Origin of the sequence: Intestinimonas massiliensis (ex Afouda et al. 2020) (genome assembly GCF_001244995.1) — a bacterium.
GTDB classification, from domain to species: Bacteria; Bacillota; Clostridia; order Oscillospirales; family Oscillospiraceae; genus Intestinimonas; species Intestinimonas massiliensis.
In genome coordinates, this window is the sequence record NZ_LN869529.1 from 900,663 (window position 1) to 926,334 (window position 25,672).

The window sequence follows — 25,672 nt, forward strand, 5'->3', positions numbered from 1 at the left end:
ATAAGGAGGTCAGCAGTATGGCAAGTGCAGTACGCCGTATCGGCGTGTTTACCAGCGGCGGTGACGCGCCCGGTATGAACGCCGCAATCCGTTCCGTGGTCCGCACCTCTCTGCACATGGGTATTGAGTGTATTGGTATCCGCAGGGGGTATCACGGCCTGATTACAGGAGACTTCACCCCTTTGAATTTTGAAAGCGTCAGCGGCCTGAGCCGCCGGGGCGGCACCATGCTCTACTCCGCCCGGAGTGAAGAATTCCGCGGGGAGGCCGGTCAGGAGAAAGCAGCGGCCACCTGTAAGCTGCTGGGCTTGGAGGGCCTTGTCGGCATCGGCGGCGACGGCACCTTCCGCGGTCTTCTGGAGCTCTCCCGGCTGGGAATCTCCGTGGTAGGCGTACCCGGTACCATCGACAATGACATTGCCTGCTCCACCTATACCATCGGGTTTGACACCGCTTGCAATACTGCCCTGGACTCCATCGATAAACTGCGCGACACCATGCAGTCCCATGAGCGCTGCTCGGTGGTGGAAGTAATGGGGCGCCGCGCGGGGCACCTGGCTCTCTATGTGGGCGTGGCCTGCGGGGCCACCTGCGTGCTGGTGCCGGAGCGGAAGGTGGATTTTGAGCGGGATGTCATTGAACCCATCCGTCGGGCCCGCTTGGGCGGCCGGACACACTTCATGGTCATCGTGGCCGAAGGCGTGGCCAGTGCCTACGATGTAGCCAAGCACATCACAGAGGCCACTTCTCTCGATACCCGGGTCACGGTACTGGGACACGTCCAGCGAGGCGGAGCCCCCTCGGTCCGCGACCGGGTGGTGGCCACCTATATGGGCTATGAAGCTGTTCGCCTGTTGGCGGAGGGAAAGACCAACCGCGTCGTCTGCGTTCAGGGTGAGACCTATGTGGATTACGACATCACGGAGGCCCTCAAAATGAAAAAAGATCTCAATGAGCAGACCTATACCGTTATGCGCGCCCTGACCGGCGTGGGGGCGGAATGATCAAAAGCCAAAGCCGGGTGTCCATAAAAGAGAAAAGTGCAGGGTATGGAAAAGTCATACCCTGCACTTTTGTTCGCCCATCGAACGACCGTGCCGTTTGGGATCACATCTCTGTGGTGAGAACCTTTTTCAACCTTGCAAAGCGGGGGAGGGAGTGCTCTCTGGGGCGCTCCGGTTCTCCCTGGATCAGCGGCAGTACATAGTCAATGAAGGGCTGCTCAATGCCATTGCCCGCCTCATTGATCCACTCGCGTGGCACCTTTTTTTCAAAATTGGCCACGATATCCAACGGCTGGAGCACGGTTCTGCACTCATACCGCTCTCCGGCCCGCAGGCATTCGAACGCCACCATCTTGTCGGTCACGCCGGCCACGGCGGACTCCACCGCCACCCGGCCGGCCAGCTTAGCCTCCTCCACGTCGGCCTGAGAGGCCAGGTGAGAACCGCAGCGCTGAAGCAGAGAGAGCTCAATGCCCCGGACCTTGGCGCCGGTCCGTTGCTTCACCACTTCGGCCAGCATCGTGGCCAGCCCGCCCAGTTGAGCGTGGCCAAAGCCGTCGGTCGCAGAGGTCTTGGCCTCGGACACAAACGTGCCGTCGGCGTAGTGGATGCCCTCAGATACCGCAATCATACATTTTCCGGTCCGGCGATAGATATCCTCTACATCCGCGATGAACCGCTCCATGTCGAAGTCGGTCTCGGGCAGGTAGATGAGGTCCGGCCCGAACCCGGCCCAGGTAGCCAAAGCGGCGGAGCCAGCCAGCCAGCCGGCATGGCGGCCCATGATCTCCACCACGGTAATCATGCCGGTATCATAGACATGTGCGTCCTGCCAGACCTCCATGCAGGAGGTGGAGATATACTTGGCGGCGCTAGCGAACCCCGGGCAGTGATCCGTGCCGTTCAGATCGTTGTCAATGGTCTTGGGAATCCCCATAATGCGGCATTCATAGCCCACCTTCTGCATATACTTGGAGATCTTGTTGCAGGTGTCCATGGAATCGTTGCCGCCGTTATAGAAGAAATAGCGCACATTATATTTCTGGAAAATCTCCAGAATGCGCTTGTAGTCCGTGTCGTCCACGTCGGGGTCGGCCAGCTTATACCGGCAGGAGCCCAGGGCAGAGGAGGGGGTGTTCTGCAGCAGCTCCAGTTCCGTCGGTTCCTCCTGCCCCATGTCGTACAGCCGGTCCTCCAGCACGCCCTTGATGCCATGGGCTGCGCCCAGCACGCGGGTGATGCAGTCAGCCTCCAGAGCCGCCTGGATAGCACCCTGCACACTGGCATTGATGACGGCGGTGGGGCCGCCGGACTGTCCGATGATGCACGCGCCCTTCAATTCGCTCATATGAAATCCTCCTATCGCAATTATAGTATTTTTCGTTTCCTCTCAAAATGCTTTCGCTAGAAAGTCGTTTCTGCCTAAATATAATAGCACACCCTCTTGCATTTATCAACTATTGCTGTTAAAATTGAATTACAAAATAAAAAAGGAGTTGATCTGCTATGCCACTGGTCACATCCACCGAAATGTTCAAGAAGGCCTATGAGGGCGGCTATGCCATCGGTGCTTTCAATGTCAACAATATGGAAATCGTGCAGGGCATCACCGAGGCCGCCCGGGACCTGAGCGCCCCCCTGATTCTTCAGGTCTCCAAGGGCGCCCGCGCCTATGCCAACCACACCTATCTGGTGAAGCTGGTGGAGGCCGCCGTGATCGAGTGCCCCAACATCCCCATCGTCCTGCATCTGGACCACGGTCCCGACTTCGAGACCTGCAAGAGCTGCATCGACGGAGGCTTTACCTCTGTCATGATTGACGCCTCTTCCAAGCCCTTTGCCGAAAACATTGAAATCACCAAAAAGGTGGTGGAATACGCCCACGACCACGGCGTGGTGGTGGAGGCGGAGCTGGGTACCCTGGCCGGCATCGAGGATGACGTGAAGGTCTCTGCTGAAGATTCCTCCTATACGCACCCCGAAGAGGTGGAGGAGTTCGTCACCAAGACCGGCTGTGACTCCCTGGCCATTGCCATCGGCACCAGCCACGGCGCCTATAAGTTTAAGCCCGGCACCAAGCCCCAGCTCCGTTTCGATGTGCTGGAGGAGGTATCCAAGCGCCTGCCCGGCTTCCCCATCGTGCTCCACGGCTCTTCCTCCGTGCCCCAGGAGTATGTGAAGATGATCAACGAGAATGGCGGCAATATGCCTGGCGCCATTGGCGTGCCGGAGGACCAGCTCCGCCAGGCCGCCCGCATGTCCGTATGCAAGATCAATATCGACTCTGATTTGCGCCTGGCCATGACGGGCACCATCCGACAGTTCTTCAACGAGCATCCTGACAAATTTGATCCCCGCGAATACCTCAAGCCCGCCCGCGCAAACATCAAGGAGCTGGTGGCTCATAAGATCGTGGACGTCCTGGGCTGCGATCACAAAGCGTAAAACCTGCCAAACAGCCGCCCCGGTGCAGAATGACACTGGGGCGGCTGTTTGATACCTCCTGAGCAGCCGGCTTCGCTCCGTCGCAGGCATCGTCCGACGCAAGAGGGCGTTCAGCCGGGCCAGGGGGCCCTGGAGCCAGGAGAGGGGGAGGCGGCGTCAGCCTTTCCCCTGCATCCGCCGTGCCGGTCAATTACGGCCAGTATCCCTGCAGCGCCTCCGCACTCAAAGCAAGAGCCGGAGCAGCTCCTCCGGCGTGTCCACGATGCTTTCAGCGCCCTGTTCCTGGAGAAATGCCCTGTCTCGAAATCCCCAGGATACGGATAGGCAGGGGAGATGGGCATTGTGAGCCGTCTGGAGATCGACCTCGGAATCGCCCACATAGACGGCCCGTGTGGGTTCCGCCTTCAGTTCCCGGAGCGCCTGAAGTACCAGGTCCGGAGCCGGCTTTTTCCGCAGTCCCGGACGTTCTCCGAGGGCCAGCGGCACCAGCGGCCCAAACGAATGGTCGCACAGCGTCTTGACCGCGTCATCGAGTTTGTTGGATACCACCGCCATGCGGAATCCATCTGCCTGAAGCCGTTCCAGCAGGGCTGGGACGCCGGGGTAGGGCCCGGTCTTATCCCGCATGTGAAGTCGGTAATGGCCCTTAAACGTCTCCAGGCATTTTGCCTCCAGCTCCGGCGAAACCCGCGCCGGTAAAGCCAGATGGATCAGCCGCGCCACGCCGTTTCCCACGAACTGCCGCACCTCCGCCAGACTGCGGGTGGGAAACCCGTTCTCACGCAGGGCATAGTTGGTGCTGTCCGCCAGGTCCTCCAGCGTGTCCAGGAGTGTGCCGTCTAAATCAAAGATCACGGTATCGAATCGTCTCATTTTTCTCTCCATTCCCTCCAAACAAAATTATGGCCCCAAAGTGCTTTCCCCGCATAGGATAAAGCAGAACCTTGGAAAGGAGGGAGCTGCCCTTGGCATTGCCCATCATTCCATACGACAGAAAAGCGGCCGTGCGCTATGCGCATCAGTGGGCCTTCAGCCGCAACCCCGCCTTTTACGATTATGAGGAGCTGGGCGGCGACTGCACCAATTTCGCCTCCCAGTGCCTTTATGCCGGTACCGGCGTCATGAATTTTACGCCCACTTACGGCTGGTACTACATTGATGCCAACAACAAAGCCCCTGCCTGGACCGGTGTGGCCTATTTTTATAATTTTATCACCCGGAACGAGATCAGTCCAGGCCCCTTTGGTGTTGAGACCACCTTAGACCACCTGGAGCCTGGCGATTTCATCCAGTTCCGATTCAACAAAGAGGCCTTTGGCCACACGCCGATCATTGTGGCCATGGGAGAACCTCCCACACTGGACAATACGCTGGTCGCCGCCCACTCCTATGATGCCGACTGGCGGCCGGTTAGCAGTTACTTCTTTCAGGAAATCCGCTTCCTCCACATTTTAGGGGCCTATGCACCCCAGCCCTGGCCGCAGATGCCGGGACCACGGCCGCCCGTCTGAGGGGGTGGCCGTGGTCCCTTTTTTACGGCTTCTCGGGTTTTACAGATCTTTTTTTAACCGTTCCCAGTGGATTGGCCCGGGCCGCCAGACGCAAATCATCACGGTCCACATGGGTGTAAATCTGGGTGGTATTCAAATGCTCATGGCCCAGTAATTCCTGAAGGGTCCGTACATCCACGCCGTTTTGGAGCATCAGCGTGGCGGCCGTATGGCGCAGCTTGTGGCTGGAATACTGGCTGCTGTCCAGCCCCGCCTTTTTCAGCCGCTGTTTAACCATGTAGTGGACTGCGTCCGTAGTCATGCGGGTATGCTTACGGGTCAGAAATAGGGCGTTCTTATCCGCTGCAGCCAAATGGCTGCGGACCGCCAGCCAGTCCTCAATCGCCCCCTGACAGGCGTCGTTCAAATAGAGCATCCGCTCTTTATTGCCTTTGCCCAGCACTCTGAGCTGTTCTCCTCGAACATCCGTTAGATTCAGGCCGACTAACTCGGAGATCCGAAGTCCACAGTTCAAAAAGAGGGTCAAAATGCAGTAGTCCCGCTCCTTGTTTGGCGCATCCACACTTTCCAGAAGCTGGATACTCTCGTGGAGATCCAGATAGCGCGGAAGGGTTTTTTTCAGTCTGGGAGAGTCCAGATCCTGCATGGGATTTTCCGCGATTAATTTTGCCTTGTTGGTGAGATACTTATAAAACGAGCGGATGGCGGCAATCTTTCGGGCGCGGGCGGCCGGAGCAAGCCCATAACCGGCGCCCGGGCTGTTGGCGTGCCTGACGCGGTCGCGGCTGAGGTAGTTCATGTAGGAGTAGACATCGGTCAAGGTTACCGAGCGGACCAAATCCAGATCCACATCATCAATCGCGATCTCATCCAGTTCCGCGGACCGGGATGCTTTTCCTTTTTCAATTTTCATAAATCGGAAGAAGTTCCGCAGATCCAGGTAATACTCATCGACTGTTTTTCTGGAGTGGCCCTGGATCGTCTCGTGATAGACCAAAAAGTCACGAATGATGGCAGGCGCTTCGGTACGATAGTCCATGGCAGACTTCAGCCCCCTCTCTACTCAACAAAATTTTTATTTTGTTGAGTTCGTTCCAGAAGCTGTTTTGCCTCCCTTCTGATCTGATTGGAGTGGATCTTGTATGAGTCTCATTGCCTGCACCAGTGCGTGCGTACACCAACGAGACGGATATTGCTCACTGGCGCGCGCCGACTCCGCCGGACTGCCCTGCGCCCATGACCCCTGCGTGAATTTTCTGCCCAGGCCCGCCGCAGGTTCCCGGCCGCTACAGCACTGCACGGAGCGCCTCCCGAATATTTCGGACTCGGATGAGCTGTAGGCCATCCGGCTCGGCCAGCTTAGCGTTGTTTCTGGCCGGAATCAGGCACTGGGTGAAGCCCAGACGCCGCACCTCAGACAGCCGCTGGCTCAAGGCGCTGACCGAGCGCAGCTCTCCGGTCAGCCCCACCTCGCCGATTGCGGCCAGGCTGCCGGGCACAGGCTTGTCTCTGAAACTGGAAGCCATTGCGATCACAGCTGCCAGATCGGCAGCCGGCTCGTCCAAATAGAGCCCGCCAATGACATTCAAATAGGCGTCGCAGCCGCTGACCATCAGGCCTCCCCGCTTCTCCAGGACCGCCAGCAGAAGCATGGCGCGGTTATAATCAAATCCATTGCTGGTCCTCCGTGCGTTTCCATATCCGCTGGGCGCCAAAAGGGCCTGCACCTCAGCCAAAACAGGCCGGACACCCTCCATAACGCAGGTCACGCAGGTTCCCGGCGCATCTTTCGGCCTGCCGGACAGCAGCATTTCAGAGGGATTGGGGACCGCCGCCAAGCCGCTGTCCCCCATTTCAAACACGCCGATCTCATTGGTAGCACCAAACCGATTTTTCGCTGCCCGGAGAATGCGGTAGGACATGTGGGGTTCCCCCTCAAAGTACAGTACACAGTCCACCATATGCTCCAGTACCTTGGGGCCCGCGATGGAGCCCTCTTTGTTCACATGGCCGATCACGAACACGGTAACGCCCTGTCCCTTCGCCAACTGCATCAGCGCCATGGTACAGTCCTTGACCTGTCCGACGCTACCCGGCGAGGCCTGCAGCTCCCCATTGTACATGGTTTGGATCGAGTCCACGATGAGAACGTCCGGTTTCTGCTCCTGCACCGCCTCCAGGATGTCCTCCAGGCTGGTCTCCGCCAGCAGATAGAGGCCCTCGCCGCGGATATGGAGGCGCTCCGCCCGCAGCTTGATCTGGCGCTCCGACTCCTCACCCGATACATACAGGACCCTGGAAAAGCGGCAGAGGTTGTCGCAGATCTGCAGCATCAGGGTGGACTTTCCAATACCGGGCGCACCGCCCACCAGCACCAGTGAGCCCTGCACCGCCCCACCGCCCAGGACGCGGTCCAGTTCGGAAAGTCCGGTCTCAAACCGCAGCTCGTCGGTGGTCTCCACCTCCGCCATCGGCTTGGGGCGGTTCAGCAGCCCCCCGCGGATACCGCCCCCCTGCTGTCCGACCGACGCCTTTTTCCTGGGTTCAGCGGGCTGCTCCACAATGGTATTCCAGCTTCCGCAGGCCGGACATTTCCCCGCCCATTTCGGCGTCTCATTTCCACATTGCGTACAGTAAAAAATCGTCTTGGCTTTTGGCATAGGGGTCTTCCCTTCCCTAGGGCCTTCAGGCCCCTTCGCTTATATCGGCCGTCTCTTCTGGGTCAAATCCCAAATAGGCCCCCGCCAATGCGGCAGCGATCTTTGTCTGGTAACCGCTGGTCTGCAGCAGGGCGTCCTCCGAGGGATTGGATAAAAAGCCGCACTCCACAAGAATCGCCCGGCAGGAGATATGGCTCATCAGATAAACGGAATCCGGGATTTTTGTGGCCTGACGGCTGTTTTCCGGGTCCAGCGCCCGGCGCAGGACCTCCTGCGTATACTGGGCCAGCGGCAGGCTCAAAGCTCCATTGGCGTAAAATACCTGCGCACCATGGTATCTGGAGCTGCCATCATAGGTATTCTGGTGGATGCTGATCAGCGTTGCATGCGGCGTAGCCTCGATTCGCGCCACCCGATTGTGCAGATCAGACACCTTTTTTTCCCGCAGCGTGGAGGCGCTGTCATCGTGGAGAGAGACATCCTCCGTGCGTAGCATCACGACATTGGCCCCAAACAGGCCCAAAATATGGTCCAAGCGGGTGGCGATTGCCAGATTCACATGGCTCTCCACGTTCCCCGCCTTGGAGACCGCTCCTCCGTCCTCGCCGCCATGGCCTGCGTCAATGACCACCGTCTCCGTCCCAAAGCGCCCCGGATGGGCCATCGTCTCTACGGTCCGTCCAGGCCATAGGAACAGGTAATAGCTGGTGCTGACGGCCAGCGCGAATACGAGCAAGATTGCCAAGCCTCTCTGCATGCTGTCTTTTTTCAACGCAGACACCCCCTCTCAGCACTTTATGAGGCTGTCCCCGTCAATATGTTATTGGAATGATTATAACATACATTTGTACGATTGAAAAGGGCGTTCCACTTCGTTGCCTGTCGCATATGATAGAACGGAGGGGATTCCCGCCGCGGTACGGCGGGCTCTCGCTCAATACCTTCGAAGGAGGAACATCACTTGAATCCGGAAAACGGAACTATGCCCGCCTGCGGCGACAACTACGGTACCTTGCCGGAGTGCGCGCCTCTGGCTGTTCCCTATGTGCCCTTTCAGCAGTCCAACCCCAAGCGTTACTCACAGAGCGACGCGCTCAACAACGGTACACTTTACCCGGGTCTGAATCTGCCTTTCCACATCAAAGCTACCGCCACCAGCGTGCCCGTGACGCCGCTGACGGAGCTTCAGGCCCTGGAGTTCGTGAACCAGGAGCTGGCGCTCTATCTGGATACTCATCCCAACGATGCGGAAGCCTTTGAACTCTTCCGTCAGTACACTGCTATGGAACAGGAAGCCAGAGCCGCCTACGTGGCCAACCACGGCCCTGTACTCCGCAGTGAAACCGCTGAGAGCAAAACCTACACCTGGCTCAATGACCCTTGGCCCTGGAACTTCCAGGAAGGAGGTACGAAATAAATGTTTGCCTATGAAAAAAAACTCCAGTATCCGGTAAAGATCAAAACTCCCAACCCAAAGCTGGCGTCTGTAATTATTTCCCAGTACGGCGGCCCAGACGGAGAATTGGGCGCATCCCTGCGCTATCTGAGTCAGCGGTACGCCATGCCCTATCCGGAGCTGAAGGGGCTACTGACCGACATCGGCACAGAAGAAGCACTATGCGCCCCTATTTTTGCTCGGTATTTTTCCAGTCCGTCCAGCACATATGTCCATTTGGCGGGCAGTAAATTCAGAGCCACCTCTACCCTGCCGTCCTGATACACAGTCATCTGTTGGAGCAAATGCCCATAAAAGGCATCATTTTCCGTGCGTCCGCTGACAATGCCGGTGATGGCGGAACGGATGTCCGGTTTTAAGGTCTGTGTATCAGTGTTCAACGCCTGTCTCTGCTTGATAGCGGTGATTTTCTCCTGCACCCGATTTATTTCGCCTTCACAGCGAGCTTTGGCCCGCTGAAAGTCGGCCTTGGAGATACTCTCGTCGAAAAAGCGGTCATGGATCGTGTCATTACGGGCTTGCAGCTTTTCAAGCTCAATCTCCAGCCGCCGCAGCTCCTGTTCGCCGCTGTCCTCACCGGACGCCAGAACGCTCTCCACGATGCGGGTAAGGTTCGATATGATGGCTTTCTTATCCAGCGTCACAGCGTTCACGGAGCGCCGCAGAATGTCCATGGCTATGTCATCCCGTATCTGCCGTCCCACGCTGCACCCCATCGGGTTTCCTGCCCCGTCGGTGCGCCGTAGGCCCTCGTTGGTGGCGGTGAAACAGCACCAGCGTTTATAGCTGCTGCCATCCTTGCGCTTTTTCGTGCGGCTGACGAAGCTCTTGCCGCACTCACCACATCGTATTTTGCCGGACAGCGGGTAACGATTGCCGTGTCCCCCGCTGCCCTTTGCCGTGTTGCGGCGGTACAGTTCCCGCTGTACCGCCTGCCACGTTTCACGGTCAATAATGGGTTCATGGTGGTCTTTCAGTTCTACCAGCGGCTCATCTCCATGATTATATTTCTTTTCATGGGTCAGCACATCCGGAGTATATGTCTTTTTCTGAATCAGATCGCCACAGTATTTCTCGTTTTTCAGAATTTTTGTCACCGTGGCCGACGACCATAAACAGTTGCCCTTGCTGCTGAGAATGCCGGCCTCCCGCAGTTCCTTTGCGATGGTGCTGCACCCCTTGCGCTCTTGCAGATACTTATGGAAGATGAGCCGAACAATTTCCGCTCCCTCTGGATTGATGCTCATTTTACCGCCTACCACATCGTATCCCAGCAGAGAACCGCCAAAGACGACGCCTTGCTCCATACTTCGCATTTGTCCCCACTTGGAGCGTTTTGAAGTCTTTCGGCTTTCTTCCTCCGCGAATGTACTCATCATCGCCAGCCGAAGGTTTATGTCGTCGTCTCTCGTGTCGATGTTGTCACTAAGAAACAGAACGCCGACCTTCCTTTTCAGCAAATCACGGGTGATCTGAAGCGCGTCTACCGTATTGCGGGCAAATCGGCTGACCTCCTTGGTTACGATCAAATCGATTTGCCCCATTTCCGCCGCGTGCAGCATTTTATTGAACTCCACACGCTTTCGAGTAGATGTGCCGGAGATGCCCTCGTCGGCATAGATGCCTTGCAGTTCCCAATCCGGCTGGCGCTCGATATAGTCATGGAAATAGCGCTGCTGGGCTTCAAATGAGTTCGCCTGATCCTCTTTATCAGTGGATACGCGGCAGTACGCCGCTACCTGTAACATAGAACCGCCTCCTTTGTGGGTATCATACGGCTCAAATCATGCCTTTGCAAATGTGCGAATACTGAAAGGTATTATTACTTTACAGAATTTGATTTGTTTGTTGTTCTTACCTGCTGCCCTAATTTTTGTACGCAGTCTTTGAACTGCGTTTCGTTGAGGATACCTTGCTGCTGCAAGGAGAGCAGGACGGCTCGCTGATATGCGAGAAGAAAGTCCTGCCCGATCTCATCTGCCGCTTGGTACTGTAACAGCTCCGGCTTGCTTGCCATCCTGCCCCCTCCCTTCTTTTGAGATTATGCGGAGAGGTCAGTGAACTTGTTTGCCGTTTTCCCAGAAGCGGTTTCCAGCCTGACGGAAACTCGATTTCTCATTCTTGGCACGCTCGCATTATTTACGGTCATGGCCTGCTTCCCCGAAAAAGAAATGCTCCGGCGGTCATTCAATTTTGTGAAAGATTGTTTCTGTTGAATTTCAACCTCCACAAAAATGATAGCAAGCGTTGACGGAGATTTCAATATGTGGTAAACTATTTACATTACAAATGATATACCACACGCCATGCGGAGTTGTGGTAACGAATGGAGGAAAAGCCTTGAGAGCTTTGTATTGCTTGAGTTTTGGCCGCAAAAAGGAATATGTAGAAACAGACCTCAAGCCCGTGGAATATCAGCTCGGAACCGCTCTCATCACCTTTTTGTCCACAGATTTTGACCGTTTGCGTGCCAAATTGCGGGAACGGCAAACGCCTATGATGGAAAATGCGGCAATTACTGAAGTCAAAAATGAACTGATTGCAGCACACCCTTTCTTGGAGCGATTTGTGCAGTCCTTATTTTTTGAAGAAAACCTATCTGATGCATTTGATGAACGGCTGTCAGGCTTTGAGAAACTGCAAAAAGAGTTTTCTGCTTTTGTTGATACCGTGCTTCTGTTAGATCGTTCTGACTTGAACGCCAAGCAGCGGTTGGCACTCTATATGAGCCGCGATTTCCAAATCGCCACAAAGATCGCCGGTCTAAACCAGAAAATGCGCGCAGAACGAAAGATGTATGTGGATGAACGCAATTATGATCCGGTCTTAATTGCAGACCGTATTACAGAGCCGCCGAAGTCCGTCCGTTTTGCCCGCATTGAGGGATCGGATGATTTAGGCGCAATGCTGCTGACGGAACTGTTGGAAATGGTCGAGCAAGGGATCGAATTGAAAAAGTGTGAATATTGTCATCGTTACTTTATCCCCTTTTCATCCAAGGCTCTTTACTGTGATCGGTTGGTCGGCAATACTGGAAAAAGCTGCAAAGAGCTTGCCATAAAGGAAAAACATGAAAAGAAAATTGCTGCCGATAATGGCTTAAAGCTCATTCGACAGCGAATTAAAACCTATGATATGCGCGTGCGCCGTACTCCGGCAATTTATACGGATGCTGAGTTTCAAACTTGGAAAGCACAGGCCGAGGATGCGCGAGATTGCTATGTGAACGGTGAATTGACCTATGAGGAACTGGATACACTCACGCAGCTCCCTAAGAAGAAAGGCGAAAAATAGACGAAAGAAATACGAAATTTTCATGTTTTCAACATAGCTCTTATGTGGTATGATAACAAAAATAATGACAGCTTTGAGGAGGATTTATCATGGACTATATTCTAAAGCAGTTCGATGAACCGCTTGTTAAATTCTCCGCGACAACGGATACCAGCGAACCGGAGATTCAAATTCTTTGGACAAATGAAGAAAAAGCGGCATTTCTGCCGCTTGATTTGACGCTTACGCCGGACGGAATGAGCCGTTGGCTTCGCCGCCGCACGATCCCGAAGAATCGTGCCTATGTTCATAATCTTTTGGCGAAATGCGGCTTAAACCTCAACCGTCCGCTTAGTATTATAAGTGTTTGTAAAGGGCTATCGCTTAACGATTGCTATTGGGTTGTTGAAGATGGCGATGCTATTCCTTTTGATAAAGTCAACCTCTATGACAACCCGTTCAGCAATGTTTTAGCCGAGCTAGCCTTTACGGGTTATGGCAGCAGTATTCGTCCCTCCCGGTTCTCCAGCCCGGAGTTTACCACCAACGGAATGCTCCGCAAATGCTGGCGTCGCGTCGGCGGCAAGGTTTATCTATACAAGGGCGGCACAGAGGGTGCGGCCAATACAGGCAACGAACCATATTCTGAGTTTTACGCCGCTCAAATCGCCGCCGCGATGGGCCTTCATGCAATTCCCTACGGCTTATCCCGTTGGAAAGGCGTTCTCTGCTCCACCTGCGAGCTTTTCACTAGCAAAGAGTATGCCTACCTTCCTGTCGGCCATCTCGTTTCTAAGGGCGGCATGGAGGCCGTTAAAGCATATTACGAAAAGCTGGGAACTGAGTTTGTCCATGCGCTGAACGAAATGCTGGTGTTTGACGCGGTGATCTGTAATGTAGACCGCCATTTTGGAAACTTTGGCGTGATGGTCGGTAATCGAACGAATACCATCGTCTCCCCTGCTCCCCTGTTTGACCACGGCAATTCCCTCTTTAACTTTGCGGGTGGGGACGCATGGACGGACGAGGCCGCGCTGGAGGAATATATCAAAACGCTGTACCCCAGCGTGTACGATGATTTTCTCGGCACAGCAGCAAGCGTCCTGACACCGGAGCTGCACGAAAAACTGCGGCATCTTCTGACATTCAAATTCAAGAAGCATTCCAGATATAATCTGCCTGAAAAGCGCCTGCGGATGATTGAGAAGCAGGTGCAGAAACGAGTTAAATTGCTGTTAACCATATGAAATGAAAGCAAGGCTGTTGGCTCATTTACCAACAGCCTTGCTCTTTTCTCATATACTACATTCCTACTATAAATGTGCTTGACCATGCCCTTAATAAGGCATCGTCGCGCCCCTTGCGGGGCGCGACAGTCTGACCATTCTGAGGGCGGCATCACGTTTATTTCAACCCATGCGCCCTTTGCAGGGCGCGACTCAGAGGCGATGACGGCGGCACAGACGCTTGAGCGATTTCAACCCAAGCGCCCCTTGCGGGGCGCGACGTTACCAAGTTACCGCCTAAAAGGTAACCTTCTTATTTCAATCCACGCGCCCCTTGCGGGGCGCGACATACATATCAGATAATTGGGACTCGCTTTACGACATTTCAATCCACGCGCCCCTTGCGGGGCGCGACGCCGGGGCCAGTATCATCATTAACCCCGCTTACTGATTTCAATCCACGCGCCCCTTGCGGGGCGCGACCGATAGGAAACTGCGTATCGCATATCAATTTATCAAATTTCAATCCACGCGCCCCTTGCGGGGCGCGACGTGACGATGGCGATGCGCTCTATGTCCGCTAAGATTTCAATCCACGCGCCCCTTGCGGGGCGCGACGGTAGTGGCCTTGCCCCTCGCCGGATCGTGGGAATTTCAATCCACGCGCCCCTTGCGGGGCGCGACCGTCAACTGGGCTCCCCGTTCCGGCGGCTACGACATTTCAATCCACGCGCCCCTTGCGGGGCGCGACCGGCGGATGCAGTAGCTTTGATACTCATGCGGGATATTTCAATCCACGCGCCCCTTGCGGGGCGCGACCCGCCAGACCTCCCCCGCCGCCGCGTCTCCCGTATTTCAATCCACGCGCCCCTTGCGGGGCGCGACCTCTCTGATATACCGCGTGATGGGCACGATTAGGATTTCAATCCACGCGCCCCTTGCGGGGCGCGACGCCATGTGGTCTGGTGCGGCGGAAGAGGCCGGCATATTTCAATCCACGCGCCCCTTGCGGGGCGCGACTTAGCACACATGCATTATTGCCGTTCCAAATACATTTCAATCCACGCGCCCCTTGCGGGGCGCGACGAGTACCAGCGGCAGTACTATGAGGCCAACCGGGAATTTCAATCCACGCGCCCCTTGCGGGGCGCGACGGCCTACCAGCGGCCTGTGGAGACGGGGCGGATTATTTCAATCCACGCGCCCCTTGCGGGGCGCGACGCAAGCCATATCGCCTTCGATGGACGCAACTCGCATTTCAATCCACGCGCCCCTTGCGGGGCGCGACACAGGGCGTATTCCCCTCCGCGCTCCACTGCACATTTCAATCCACGCGCCCCTTGCGGGGCGCGACGCAGCCCAAGCAGCGGGTATTTATGGGACGCGGCATTTCAATCCACGCGCCCCTTGCGGGGCGCGACCGTCCCCCTTCCGCCCCAGGTCCAGGTACTTCTTATTTCAATCCACGCGCCCCTTGCGGGGCGCGACCCCGGTACCGCGCATCGTTCTCCGATGCAAACAATTTCAATCCACGCGCCCCTTGCGGGGCGCGACGGGATTGCCATAGCAGGTACGCTGCCAGAAAAGACATTTCAATCCACGCGCCCCTTGCGGGGCGCGACTACCCCCCTTCCCTCTCCCCCTTCCTCCCTGAGCATTTCAATCCACGCGCCCCTTGCGGGGCGCGACCTTAGCATCCATGGCGTCCCCGCCCAGCCTATCGATTTCAATCCACGCGCCCCTTGCGGGGCGCGACTTTTACTCTATCGGAGGTGTTACCATTGTACTATATTTCAATCCACGCGCCCCTTGCGGGGCGCGACGCAGTCTGATGCTCCGGGCAGGAGCGGCGGGCCGAATTTCAATCCACGCGCCCCTTGCGGGGCGCGACGAGCTGTGGGTCCTTGCAGATGGCCACGTATCCATTTCAATCCACGCGCCCCTTGCGGGGCGCGACAACGACACTGGCCACGGCCATCACCGATCGGATGCTATTTCAATCCACGCGCCCCTTGCGGGGCGCGACACCAGATATAGGAGGGAAAAGCAATGGAGTATATCCATTTCAATCCACGCGCCCCTTGCGGGGCGCGACCCGACTGCGGCGGAGGGATTGTTCCGGCCATGGAATTTCAATCCACGCGCCCCTTGCGGGGCGCGACGTTTGAGGACTCCTATATCATCGACAAGGAGTCGATTTCAATCCACGCGCCCCTTGCGGGGCGCGACACCCATTCATCTGAGTTGGGCACCCATGGCTTTTATTTCAATCCACGCGCCCCTTGCGGGGCGCGACCCTCCGTCACCGCCTCCGACAACGGCAAGGTCCTATTTCAATCCACGCGCCCCTTGCGGGGCGCGACGCGGAGGGCGGAGAGGTCTAACGCGAGCTCGGTAATTTCAATCCACGCGCCCCTTGCGGGGCGCGACCAGTCTTGCTTAATATCTGCCCCGCCGTGCCCCCGATTTCAATCCACGCGCCCCTTGCGGGGCGCGACCGCTGCTCTGGTATGGTCCGGTTGTCCGTAATGGTATTTCAATCCACGCGCCCCTTGCGGGGCGCGACCAAACCATCCGATAAGCCCCCCGATGATACAGATTTCAATCCACGCGCCCCTTGCGGGGCGCGACGGGATGCGCACATCCTTTTCGTTCATGATTTGCAATTTCAATCCACGCGCCCCTTGCGGGGCGCGACAGCAAAAGTGTACAAATTGCTTTGCACATTTTTGCGATAACAGACAAGTTTTGAGCAAATTTGCGCAGAATGCCGCCTGTCAGGGCATTCTAATCCCTTTTCCATTCAGAAAATCATTGCAGATTTGGGTGCGAACCGCCCGGGCAATTTCTGCGCGCTTGCGCTTCGCACTATAAGATCATCGGTTCCTCGGGCAGATACGTCTGCTTGCAGCCGAAGTGTTCGATCTTGTTCTCGTACTTCTTTCCCAAGTAGTAAAACCTCAGGCTGTCTTTTTCCGGATCAATGATCTTACAAAGCTCATTCTGCAGCTTCCGGTACTGCGCCGTGTCCAGCAGGCACTCGAACACCGAGTTCTGTACGCGCTGACCGTAGTTGACGCACTGTTTTGCGATCCTGCGCAGCCGTCCGCGACCGGCGGCGTCGCTCGTGTTCACATCGTAGGTGATCAAAACCAGCATAGGCGCCTCATTTCCACAAAAACGGCGGATAGTCCTCCAAATCGCCCCGCAGATACCGCGCCAGCAGCAGGCTTTGTACATACGGCACCAGCCCCCACGGCATCTTTTCTTCTAAAAACGGATGTGTAATGGTCTCCTTTTTCCGCTCCTGCCACTTTTGCAGAAACGTCCTGCGTCCCGCGTCCGTCAGCAGCACCGCGCCGCTCTCGCGGAAGTCAAAATCGCTTGCTTTGAGAACGCGGTTGTTGATGAGCGTGAGCACAAAGCGGTCGGCAAAGCACGGGCGCAGCTCCTCCATCAAATCGAGCGCCAGTGACTCTCGCCCCGGCCGGTCGCGGTGGAGATATCCGACGTAGGCGTCCAGCCCCACGCCTTCGAGCGCCGAGGCGCAGTCGTGTGCGAGCAGACTGTAAGCAAACGAAAGCAGCGCATTGAGCGCATCGAGCGGCGGGCGGCGGCTGCGCTCACGGAAGAAAAACGTCTCTTTTCCTTGCAAAATCATGTCATCCAGTACGCTAAAATACGCCGCGGCACCGACGCCCTCGAGGCCGCGCAGACTGTCGAGTGATGTCTCTGATGCGATCTGCGGCAAAAGTCCTTGTAACTGTTCGGATACAGCGGAAAAGCGTGCTTCGTCGATGCGCATGGCATGGTCGCGGCGTGTGCGCTCCACGCTCCACTTCGCGTTGTAGACCTTGCCGAAGACCATCATTCTGGCGACGCGGCAACTCTGTGACGGGTTGTCCGCTACGCGGTACTGCATCCGCCGCAGCAGGACGTTCCCCTGTGCCTGCCCCGCCATGCGCGCGAGGAATTTCCCGCGCGGTGAGCAGAACGCAAGTCCGATCTCCCGCTGCGCGCACGCGCCCATCAGGGCGGGCGATGCGCCTGCGTAGGAAAACGAGACGATGCTCTGCAGCGTGTGCAGCGGGTAGCGGGCGACCGCTTCTCCGCCGCGGTTCGCCACGATGTTTTCACCGTCCAGCGAGAGGTAAATGTCCTCCGATGTGACAAAAAGCGTGTTCAAAAGCTGTCTCATCGCTCTCCCCCCATCGCGCCACGCAGATACGCGGAAACGGACTTATTCCGCATCAGCTTTGGCAGACACAATTCTTTCAGTGAGCAGGCGTTGCAGCCCTTTGTCGGCTTCACTTTCGGTGTGCTGCCGCGCGCATAGAGCGCGTGCATCTCTTCAACGAGAGCGCGCACCTCCTGCCGCAGCTCGGGGATGAAATCAACTTCCGTGCGCCGTCGCGGCTCACCGTAATAGAGCGCGCCGCGTGGGATCTCGCAGCAGAGCATTTCTTCGAGGCACATCGCCTGACCGCAGAGCTGAAGCGCGTCCTCCGTGCCCTCTTTCGGCTTTCCGCGCTTATACTCCACCGGATATGGCTGCCACAGGCCCTCGCGATCCTTGAGTGGGATTCCCCTCTCATCCCGGCGAAATTCAAGCACGTCGCACGCGCCCGACACACCGAGCGTGCGGGAGAAAATGCGCATATCCCGCGTGATGAGAAAGTTTCCCCGGCTTTCGGTGAACGCGCCGTTGTGCGCGTTTTCGTGCAGGATCGCGCCATCCGTCGTGCGGTAGTTTTCCGCCCATTGGTTTTCGATGTGGATGAGCGCCCATTGCCGGCGACAGAATTTGAAGTGTTGCAAGCCGGAAAGCTGGAGAAAGTCCTCGTCGTTAAAGTCCATCGATTACTTCCGGTTCCAATCCGGGTAACGCTTCTACGCTGATGACATAGTCATCTACAGAAAGAGGAGTATAATCCGGATCTTTCAAAGTGACTTTTACCGAACGGTGCACCTTGGCAGAAGAATACTGCCCGTCCTTGCAGTTATGCTGCCACCAGAAAAGCTTGACCACCTCCATGGAGCCATCTGGGCGGGCGGAGGATGCGTCGTTGACAAACAGCGTCCGCAGACACTCCTTTACCACCTGTGCGTCTTCCTCCGTAAAGCCAGTCTTCTCCGCCAGCTGCACATTGATGGAGCCTTTCAGCAAATAGAGCCCGAACTGCACAAAGTGCTTATTGCCCATGGTGTCCGAAGAACGCTTTTCCCCCGGTTCGCCGTTGGCGCTTTTGGTAATCTGAAGGGTCTGTACTTCAACAGGGGAAACGCTCACCGCCTGGTGGATGGAAACAGGCCCCCGCACCCCTACAGAGACGCCGCCGGCGTCCTTGCCTTTAAAGGCGAACAGTTGTCCGAAGGTACGCACGTCCAGCCAAGTCTCGCAGGCCTTTTGGGTATACTCCTCACGGTTCTTGATGCCCTTCAGCACTGCAGACGCCCGCTCACTCAGGCTTCCGCAGCCGTCATCGCACCGGTCCTCGGACTGCACAAAGATCGGATAGCCCTGATCCTGCATCCGGTTGCGAATCTTCCGCTTGATGCACACATCGGAGATTTCGCCATAGTTGTTGTAATCCGTCCGGGGCCGATTGCCATTTAAGGGATCGCCGTTGGCATTTGCCATGCTGACCGAAACCAGCGCCACAAAGTCAATCTTATTCTGTAATGTACTCATTGCTTGCTGTCCTCCTCATTCTGCTCGTTTTCTTTTTTCTGATACAGTGCGCTGCGCTGGAGATAGTACCCCATCAGGTAGCTGGGTTCCAGAGGCCGGTTCTGCTGATTCTCCGGGAATTTGTCGATCTCTTCCATGATCTGACCGATCATGTTTTTGTAAAACACCCTGCTCCCCGGGTTAAGTTTCGGTAAATAAGCCTGTTCCAGCTGCTTTTCAAGATTGGCCGTTACATACATGGGCCGCCGACAGAAAACAGACATCTGCCGGATCGCGTTGGGTTCCCGATTTTCGTTGGTTCCGTAAGTGTCCCGCTCCGCCTTTTCCATCACGGCCAGCAGCCGGCCGAACTGATAGCTGCGATCCTGTTTGCCGGGATCCAGTGCCATGTTCCATTCCTCCCCGTTTCTGTCAAAGTCATATTTTTTCAAAACAGCACACGCTATAAACAACACTTCCCGCCAGATATTCCTATTCTGTTCAAAGGATTGCGGATTGGAAGCCCGCCGCGCCAGCGTGTCCTTGATGTCGGAGGGCAGCCTGGCCCGATCCACGCGGCAGAACACCAGCCGCTGGATCTGCTGCTTTAACACCCGATTGTCCGTTTTCATCTGGCCATTCTGGACCGTTCCAAAGGTGCAGTTCACAATCTGGTATAGGGACGGCGCCCAGATGGCCCCTTGCCAGTTGGGCCAGCAGCAGGTGGCATCCCAGTCGTGGAGTCTTTGCAGGAAATCCGACCCCATCAGTTCATTGTAGTAGGTCAGGGACAAGCGGCCTGTGGTGGCGGCGTCGAAGGCCGCAATCACAACCCCGGCAGAATCCGGCAGTACAGCCCGGTAGCCCAGAAGGGTCTTTCGCAGGTCCTCCTTGTACTCCGTCGGGTTTGTGATGGCAGTGGTGTCTTTCCGGAAGGCGTCTGTCACATTGCGGACGGGCTTTCCCTGGGGGTTCCAGCATAAGAATACCCTGCCGCCGATCTGGGTGCCCTGATTCGCGGCCAGCCAGCGCAGGGCGCTGTGGGCCTTTTGGGAAGCCCCATAGCTGACGGTGGCGGCCTGCCAATCCTCCGCGAACCGGCCTCGGTAGGTAAAGCCGCTACTGTCGTTGGAGGAAATAAGTTTGGCATTGCCGCCGCACACCGGGGCAATTCCCTTGGGGTGCTGGACAGCTGGCCGGGACAGCGTTCCGCTGATCATGCACAGCTTCTGCCCCTGGTCTTCCGTTTTAGCCCGGTAGTAATCGATAAAGGCGCGAAGCAAACTTTGATCCGCCCAGCACGCCTCCTTTTCGCCGTCATCCAAGCCAACCACCCGCCAGCGCACCATGGCGTCCTCTTCCCTGGGCCTGCCTTTTTCGTCCGAGTGGATCACACCGCATCTCTCCAGATCCCGGAGGATGGTACCGCCCTTCACATAATGCAAAATAGGATGGAGTTTGGGGTGCCCATAGGGCGACTGTGCCCATTGCGTTAGCTGCGCCACATACCCTTCGTATTTCTTGGCGTCGTATCCCGCCAGGTACTTCAGCTGGTCGCAGAGGGGGTGTGGCTTGGGATTAGTTCCGCTGCGCCCGCCAGATTCCTCCGTTACCGGAATCACAATTTTCGGTTCACTTTTGTCCACCGCTCTGGCGTTCTGAAATTGCCCATCTTGATCCACGGTAATCTCAATCTGCGCGGAGGTGAGAATGTGGGAGACAGGGGCCAGCGTTTCCTTTTCAGCCTGAGGCAGGCCCACAAGGCTGACATGGCAGTCGTAGGTTTCGCAGGCCTTTTGCAGCAGTCCCATTCAGTTCACCTCCCCAAATTCCCGCAGACCAGTAAAGTTTTCCAGCGATGTTTCAAAGGGCTTTATCTCCATATTCCCCAGAGTTTTGTGTATCGGACAGTCTTCCGGCTTCGGAAAAGTGATGACGCCCTTTCGCATCACCGCGTTCCAGAAATTTGCCGTCATCTTCCCTACCGTGTCCGGGGAATAGGCTTCGTCGGCATAGGTAATCCCGTGATACATTAGTCCGAAACTCAGTTCAGGGATCTCATCATAGCTGCTGCTTCCCTCGCCGAACACACAGGGCTCCACATAGCCCTGGCATTCCCGGGTTCCCAGAAAAATGTCTCGTCTGCCGCCCTTTCGGATCATCCGTTTGGCGATTTCATGGTGCTTGTTCTCATCCCGGTCCTGGGCCAGCTCCGGCCGGTTTTCGTTCCACTCAAAATGGGCCCGCACTTGGTAGCGGCAATGCTTCAAATAGGTGTAGTAAGCCAGGTCATTGCCGCCGTGGTACTTGATAGGCCGCATTCCCTTTACCTCCGTCTGGATGGGGTTCATCACCCGGACGGCGTCGATGTACCAAAGAATAGTGGGCTTCCAGTAAATTGAGGACAGGATTCCTTTCAGCGCTTCATAGGTAGGCACCTGATAGGTGCATTTCTCCCCGCCCAGGCGGAGAATGGGATCAGAAAAGAGCGCGTAATCTCCGGTAACTTGGAATTCCACGATATTGGGGTATTGCGTATTTTTCACGGTTACACCTCCAAAAATTGCATGGATGTTTCCTCTATGGATAACCCAATCTCTTTCTTGTAAAAGCCTTCTGAAAGCGCCCATGTGCTGGTATCACCGTCTCTGACCGGCCAAAGGCCGTGCTTCTCTTCCAGCCGCCGCCGCTGGTAGTCGTACAGGGAAATGGTATAGGGCTTGGCCTTTTCCAGCCATGCTTTCCGGTATTCCAGGTTTCTTTTCGCCTGTTCAGAGCCCAGCGCGGCAATCACCTCTTTGCCCGATTCATAGGGAACAATCACATCCAGATGGTCGTCATCATACACCTGAAACAGTCTGCCGGCCAGGCGGAATGCCTGGTTCAAGAAGTAGCTTCCAAAGCTTTCGGCCCGTTCATCCGCAAAGCAGCTGTTGTCAGCCAGCAGGCTGAAAATAGAATAGGGTTTTCCCCGAACCGGGTCATCCTGAAAGCCCTCCGGCATCTCCCGATAAAGGGTCTGGTAGTAAGCGTCGATGGCCGCCTTGGAGGAAAGATCCTCCTGAAAGTCTGCCGGACGGCGGCTATACCGGGCCATCAGGCTTTCGGTTGCGTCCTTTCCACGCTGAATGTCCGTCAGTTTCGCCAGGTTCTCATCCTGGCACTGCACCAGATACACCGGCGCGGGGCTGCCGGATTCGCCATTGCGGTTGCAGCGGCCTGCAGACTGCACAACGCTGTCCATCCCCGCCGAAAGCCGGATCACCCGCTGGAAGGAGAGATCCACCCCCGCTTCCATCACCTGCGTGGATACGCAGAGGATTTTCTCTCTTGATTCCTGCGGCGCAGACTTCAAATTTTCCAGCGCCGCTTCCAGTTCTTTCAGCACTTTCCTGCGGTGGGCCATGCACATGGCGGCGGAGAGATGATAGCAGCGGAAATCACTGCCGGACAGCTTCTCGTATAGTTCCGCTGCCTCGTCTTTCTTGTTGCAAACAATCAGCAGACTCTCCGCCTGTTCCAAAACGCCCATGGCAAAGGCAGGAATCTCCGCCAGCCGCATTCTGCCGGCGGGCTGAATCCGCGTCCTGCGGAACACCTGCCACACCGCCGGGTCATAGGGCACCATCTCCGCCAGGTCGGAAACCAGCGGGTGCGCCGTCTTTTTCAGGCAGGGCTGGGTGGCGGAGCAGAGAATCACCGTTGCCCCGCAGACCTCCGACAGGAAATTCACCGCCAGGTTGAAAAGCGTCAGCATTTTGGCGGGCACGGTCTGTACCTCGTCCAGAATGATTACGCTGTTGGAAAGGGCCTGAAACCGGCGGATGGAGGAGGTTTTTCCATCCAGCAGGGTATTCAGCATCTGCGCCAGAGTGGTGATGATAACGGGAGCACTCCAGTCCTCCATTAGCAGTTCCTGCACATTCAGTTCTTCCGTTTCCTCCCGGGGGCGGACAAGGTTGGAGTGGTGTTCCAGAATGATGCTGTTATCTCCCACATACTCCTTAATTACTTCTGCGTTCTGATCCAGAATGGTCAGCAGCGGGGCGGTGAAAATAATCCGGGATTTGTTCCACCGGGCAGCATGGGCCAGGGCATAGCGCAGAGAACTCAGGGTCTTCCCCGCGCCGGTGGGCACATTCAGCTGATAAATGCCGCCCGGCCGCTCCGCAAATTGACGGCACTGATGGGAAATTTCCTGTCTGGCTCTTTGAATCTCCATACTGCCTTTCCCTGGCGCATGGGAGAGTTTTTCCAGTTCTCCTTCCAGGTGCTGCAGGCAGGTATTCCAGAGTTCCCGCTTGTCTTTCAAATCCTCCGGCCTGGGGCTCCCCGTCTGAAATTCCGCCGTGTCCCGCCGGTCCCCCTGAATCACCGCCGACAGCAGCAGCCGGGCCGTCAATCCCACATAGAAATAGTGGGCGGTGGATTCCGCAGGTTCCGAAGATATTAACTTCCCAATTCTCTCAAAAACCGGCTCCAGTTCGGCGCAGGCCTCCTGAACCAGTCCGTCCAGTTCCGCCTGCCCGGCACAGTGGGCGAGAAAATTCTCCATGGATTCCCGGTACTCATTATCGTGGGTGGAAAGTCGGTGGCAGAATCCGGAGGCGTGGTTTTCATCCACGCAGTCAAACAGCCCGTGGTGGGCGCCCACGGCAAAGGCCAGCAGTTCACAGGCAATGTCATCAAAAGAAAGGGGCGCGGTACCGTGATACTGTTCCAAAAGGAACCTGACCCCAGCAAAGGTGTGCACCACGGAGCCCCGCCGAACCGGTTCTCCCCGCGCGGCGCTTTCCAGATACGCCTGAAACAGCGATGAGAATTTTCCCGCGTCGTGGAGCAACCCCGCCAGATACGCCGCTTTGGAAAGGTCCATGCCGGACAGGCATTCTGCTGCGTAGTGGGCAGTTGCCCTGCAATGCTCCGTGACGGTTTGGCGGCGCAGACCATCGTCTGAAATGTGGGCATAATACTCCAATCCAACACCTCCCAAAAAGCAAAAATCAGCTCTGCGCGATCACAGAGCTGACTGCCGGGGCCGAAGTTTAGCCCTGAATCTTGTCTATACAATACACAAAATGGAAAAGAAAGTCAACGACAATAGGTTTAGACATACAAATTTATCTAATGTCCAACCGCCGCACTCCGTTTACAATTCTTCCGCCTTGAACGTGGTATATCCCTCGTAGTAATAGCTATGATCGATGCCCTTCATGAACACCTCGCGGCTATTCACATCGTCCGTCAGGGCCGCTTTCAGCAGCACCTTGATCTCCACATCCTTGATGGGGCTGCGCTCCATCGCCAGCAGGTAGTCCTCTTTATCGACACGGCTCCAGTCCACCACCTGCCCGATGCAAGCCTTCAGCATTTGGTCGAGCCACAGGCGGGTGCTGCGGCCGTTGCCCTCCCGGAACGGGTGAGCAATATTCATCTCTACATACTTTTCGATGATCTCGTCATAGGTGGACTGCGGCATCTTGTCAATGTTGGCCAGAGCTGCCTCCAGATACATCAACGGTACAAAACGGAAGTTTCCTTTCGCTAAATTCACCGTGCGGAGCTTTCCGGCGAAGTCATAAATGTCCTCGAAAAGCGCCTTATGAATGGCTTGCAGCGAAGTGAATTTGCCGCGCTCCAACTTGTCCAAAGCGCCGCGCTCGAACAGTTCCACGGCTTTCTTCTTGCTGATACGCTCCTCCTCTCGGGCAAGCTCGGCGGAGTTGGTGATGCCAAGTTTATTTTCCAGTGCCATTGTGGGCCTCCCTGATTCTTGTTGATGTCGTACCGTATTGATCCATCTGCCTATAATCTCACAAAATTATTATACCATAAAACGCCATATCCACAAGCAGAAAAGGAGACATCAAAGGAATGGAGCCAACCGGCATTTTGCACATTCGCGTTTTTGTCCTCTTTTTCGGCCTGTAACCCTTGCGGCGCAAGGCTTTTTTGCGGTCGTGGCCCTTTTGCCTCCACAGTCGGCACAGAAGAGCTGGGCCATTTGGAGATGATCGGTGCGCTGGTTCATCAGCTCACCCGAAACCTGAATGACAACGACGTACGGATCGCCGAATTCGCTCCTTATTTCGTGGACCATACCACCGGCGTATACCCCACGGCGGCCTCTGGCTTCCCCTGGAGCGCAGCCTCCATCGCAGTCAAAGGCGATGTGATCGGGGACCTGACAGAAGACATGGCAGCCGAGCAAAAAGCGCGTATTACCTACGACAATATCCTGCGTCTTTCCGATGACCCCGATGTCAACGACGTCATCCGCTTCCTCCGTGAACGGGAGGTCGTCCACTTCCAGCGCTTTGGCGAGGCGGTGCGCCTGGCTAAGGAGAAGATGGATCAGAAAAACGTCTATTTTGTCAATCCTGCCTTCGATAAGTAAGTCCTTTCTGCGCATGAATGCAGCCCAGG

General features: G+C 56.2%; 21 protein-coding genes, 2 pseudogenes and 1 CRISPR repeat array. Of the genes and pseudogenes, 8 read left to right on the plus strand and 15 right to left on the minus strand.

Going from position 1 to position 25,672, the window contains the following annotated elements; genetic code table 11:
• Positions 1 to 17 precede the first annotated feature (17 nt).
• Entirely contained in the window at positions 18 to 1,004 is a 987-nt protein-coding gene (gene pfkA, locus BN2154_RS08315) for a 6-phosphofructokinase (protein WP_050618372.1), read from the plus strand.
• Between the two features lie 103 nt (positions 1,005 to 1,107).
• Here pfkA and BN2154_RS08320 read toward each other — a convergent pair whose 3' ends face one another.
• Positions 1,108 to 2,352, minus strand: coding sequence for a 6-phosphofructokinase (locus tag BN2154_RS08320; RefSeq protein WP_050618373.1), 1,245 nt, complete (start codon positions 2,350 to 2,352; stop codon positions 1,108 to 1,110).
• Between the two features lie 158 nt (positions 2,353 to 2,510).
• Between BN2154_RS08320 and fba the strand changes: the two genes are divergently transcribed.
• Entirely contained in the window at positions 2,511 to 3,449 is a 939-nt protein-coding gene (fba, locus tag BN2154_RS08325; RefSeq protein WP_050618374.1) for a class II fructose-1,6-bisphosphate aldolase, read from the plus strand.
• A 222-nt stretch (positions 3,450 to 3,671) separates the two neighbouring features.
• Here fba and BN2154_RS08330 read toward each other — a convergent pair whose 3' ends face one another.
• The gene (locus tag BN2154_RS08330) at positions 3,672 to 4,322 is read right to left on the minus strand and encodes an HAD family hydrolase (protein WP_050618375.1); all 651 of its coding nucleotides are present in this window, start codon (positions 4,320 to 4,322) and stop codon (positions 3,672 to 3,674) included.
• Between the two features lie 86 nt (positions 4,323 to 4,408).
• Between BN2154_RS08330 and BN2154_RS08335 the strand changes: the two genes are divergently transcribed.
• Entirely contained in the window at positions 4,409 to 4,960 is a 552-nt protein-coding gene (locus tag BN2154_RS08335; RefSeq protein WP_050619584.1) for an amidase domain-containing protein, read from the plus strand.
• Between the two features lie 22 nt (positions 4,961 to 4,982).
• Here the strand turns inward: BN2154_RS08335 and BN2154_RS08340 are convergent, their stop codons facing one another.
• From BN2154_RS08340 to BN2154_RS08350, 3 genes are all read right to left on the minus strand, one after another.
• Positions 4,983 to 5,999 carry a tyrosine-type recombinase/integrase gene (locus tag BN2154_RS08340; protein ID WP_050618376.1) on the minus strand — a complete coding sequence of 339 codons (1,017 nt, stop codon included), beginning with the start codon at positions 5,997 to 5,999 and terminating at the stop codon, positions 4,983 to 4,985.
• 247 nt (positions 6,000 to 6,246) lie between these two features.
• Entirely contained in the window at positions 6,247 to 7,620 is a 1,374-nt protein-coding gene (gene radA / locus BN2154_RS08345) for a DNA repair protein RadA (protein ID WP_050618377.1), read from the minus strand.
• 25 nt (positions 7,621 to 7,645) lie between these two features.
• Entirely contained in the window at positions 7,646 to 8,356 is a 711-nt protein-coding gene (locus tag BN2154_RS08350) for an N-acetylmuramoyl-L-alanine amidase (RefSeq protein ID WP_242853722.1), read from the minus strand.
• Positions 8,357 to 8,581: 225 nt separating this feature from the next.
• Between BN2154_RS08350 and BN2154_RS08355 the strand changes: the two genes are divergently transcribed.
• Positions 8,582 to 9,037: a spore coat protein CotJB gene (locus BN2154_RS08355; RefSeq protein ID WP_238073343.1), complete on the plus strand. Its 456-nt coding sequence runs from the start codon at positions 8,582 to 8,584 to the stop codon at positions 9,035 to 9,037.
• Positions 9,038 to 9,232 (plus strand): annotated as a pseudogene (locus BN2154_RS15250) (manganese catalase family protein); the annotation flags it as partial.
• Here the strand turns inward: BN2154_RS15250 and BN2154_RS15255 are convergent.
• Both BN2154_RS15255 and BN2154_RS08365 read right to left on the minus strand, forming a co-directional pair.
• Complete coding sequence (locus BN2154_RS15255; protein ID WP_094762424.1) at positions 9,187 to 10,824, minus strand: recombinase family protein; 1,638 nt, start codon at positions 10,822 to 10,824, stop codon at positions 9,187 to 9,189. The pseudogene BN2154_RS15250 and the gene BN2154_RS15255 sit on opposite strands and share 46 nt — an antisense overlap.
• Before the next feature lie 74 nt (positions 10,825 to 10,898).
• The gene (locus BN2154_RS08365; protein ID WP_050618379.1) at positions 10,899 to 11,093 is read right to left on the minus strand and encodes a hypothetical protein; all 195 of its coding nucleotides are present in this window, start codon (positions 11,091 to 11,093) and stop codon (positions 10,899 to 10,901) included.
• 323 nt (positions 11,094 to 11,416) lie between these two features.
• On the opposite strand from BN2154_RS08365, the gene BN2154_RS08370 reads away from it, so the two are divergent.
• Together BN2154_RS08370 and BN2154_RS08375 are read left to right on the plus strand one after the other, a co-directional pair.
• A complete protein-coding gene (locus BN2154_RS08370; protein ID WP_050618380.1) occupies positions 11,417 to 12,370 on the plus strand; it encodes a DUF6076 domain-containing protein in 954 nt (317 codons plus the stop codon).
• A gap of 89 nt (positions 12,371 to 12,459) precedes the next feature.
• Complete coding sequence (locus BN2154_RS08375) at positions 12,460 to 13,596, plus strand: protein kinase (RefSeq protein ID WP_050618381.1); 1,137 nt, start codon at positions 12,460 to 12,462, stop codon at positions 13,594 to 13,596.
• A gap of 159 nt (positions 13,597 to 13,755) precedes the next feature.
• Positions 13,756 to 16,273: a CRISPR direct-repeat array (repeat unit 33 nt; unit sequence ATTTCAATCCACGCGCCCCTTGCGGGGCGCGAC).
• A 170-nt stretch (positions 16,274 to 16,443) separates the two neighbouring features.
• On the opposite strand, the gene cas2 is transcribed toward BN2154_RS08375, so the two are convergent.
• The 8 genes from cas2 to fic form a co-directional block, all read right to left on the minus strand.
• Complete coding sequence (gene cas2 / locus BN2154_RS08380; RefSeq protein ID WP_050618382.1) at positions 16,444 to 16,734, minus strand: CRISPR-associated endonuclease Cas2; 291 nt, start codon at positions 16,732 to 16,734, stop codon at positions 16,444 to 16,446.
• A gap of 7 nt (positions 16,735 to 16,741) precedes the next feature.
• A complete protein-coding gene (gene cas1c / locus BN2154_RS08385; protein WP_050618383.1) occupies positions 16,742 to 17,773 on the minus strand; it encodes a type I-C CRISPR-associated endonuclease Cas1c in 1,032 nt (343 codons plus the stop codon).
• Positions 17,770 to 18,432 carry a CRISPR-associated protein Cas4 gene (gene cas4 / locus BN2154_RS08390; protein WP_050618384.1) on the minus strand — a complete coding sequence of 221 codons (663 nt, stop codon included), beginning with the start codon at positions 18,430 to 18,432 and terminating at the stop codon, positions 17,770 to 17,772. The genes cas1c and cas4 overlap by 4 nt, the downstream gene beginning before the upstream one ends.
• Positions 18,422 to 19,267: a type I-C CRISPR-associated protein Cas7/Csd2 gene (gene cas7c, locus BN2154_RS08395; RefSeq protein WP_050618385.1), complete on the minus strand. Its 846-nt coding sequence runs from the start codon at positions 19,265 to 19,267 to the stop codon at positions 18,422 to 18,424. The genes cas4 and cas7c overlap by 11 nt, the downstream gene beginning before the upstream one ends.
• Positions 19,264 to 21,057 carry a type I-C CRISPR-associated protein Cas8c/Csd1 gene (gene cas8c / locus BN2154_RS08400; RefSeq protein WP_050618386.1) on the minus strand — a complete coding sequence of 598 codons (1,794 nt, stop codon included), beginning with the start codon at positions 21,055 to 21,057 and terminating at the stop codon, positions 19,264 to 19,266. The genes cas7c and cas8c overlap by 4 nt, the downstream gene beginning before the upstream one ends.
• Entirely contained in the window at positions 21,058 to 21,792 is a 735-nt protein-coding gene (cas5c, locus tag BN2154_RS08405; protein ID WP_050618387.1) for a type I-C CRISPR-associated protein Cas5c, read from the minus strand. It abuts the gene before it with no gap.
• 2 nt (positions 21,793 to 21,794) lie between these two features.
• The gene (gene cas3, locus BN2154_RS08410; protein ID WP_195892327.1) at positions 21,795 to 24,224 is read right to left on the minus strand and encodes a CRISPR-associated helicase Cas3'; all 2,430 of its coding nucleotides are present in this window, start codon (positions 24,222 to 24,224) and stop codon (positions 21,795 to 21,797) included.
• A gap of 171 nt (positions 24,225 to 24,395) precedes the next feature.
• The gene (gene fic / locus BN2154_RS08415; RefSeq protein ID WP_050618389.1) at positions 24,396 to 25,001 is read right to left on the minus strand and encodes a protein adenylyltransferase Fic; all 606 of its coding nucleotides are present in this window, start codon (positions 24,999 to 25,001) and stop codon (positions 24,396 to 24,398) included.
• Positions 25,002 to 25,226: 225 nt separating this feature from the next.
• Here fic and BN2154_RS08420 point away from each other — a divergent pair.
• Positions 25,227 to 25,643: pseudogene (locus BN2154_RS08420) on the plus strand (manganese catalase family protein); the annotation flags it as partial.
• Between the last annotated feature and the right edge of the window lie 29 nt (positions 25,644 to 25,672).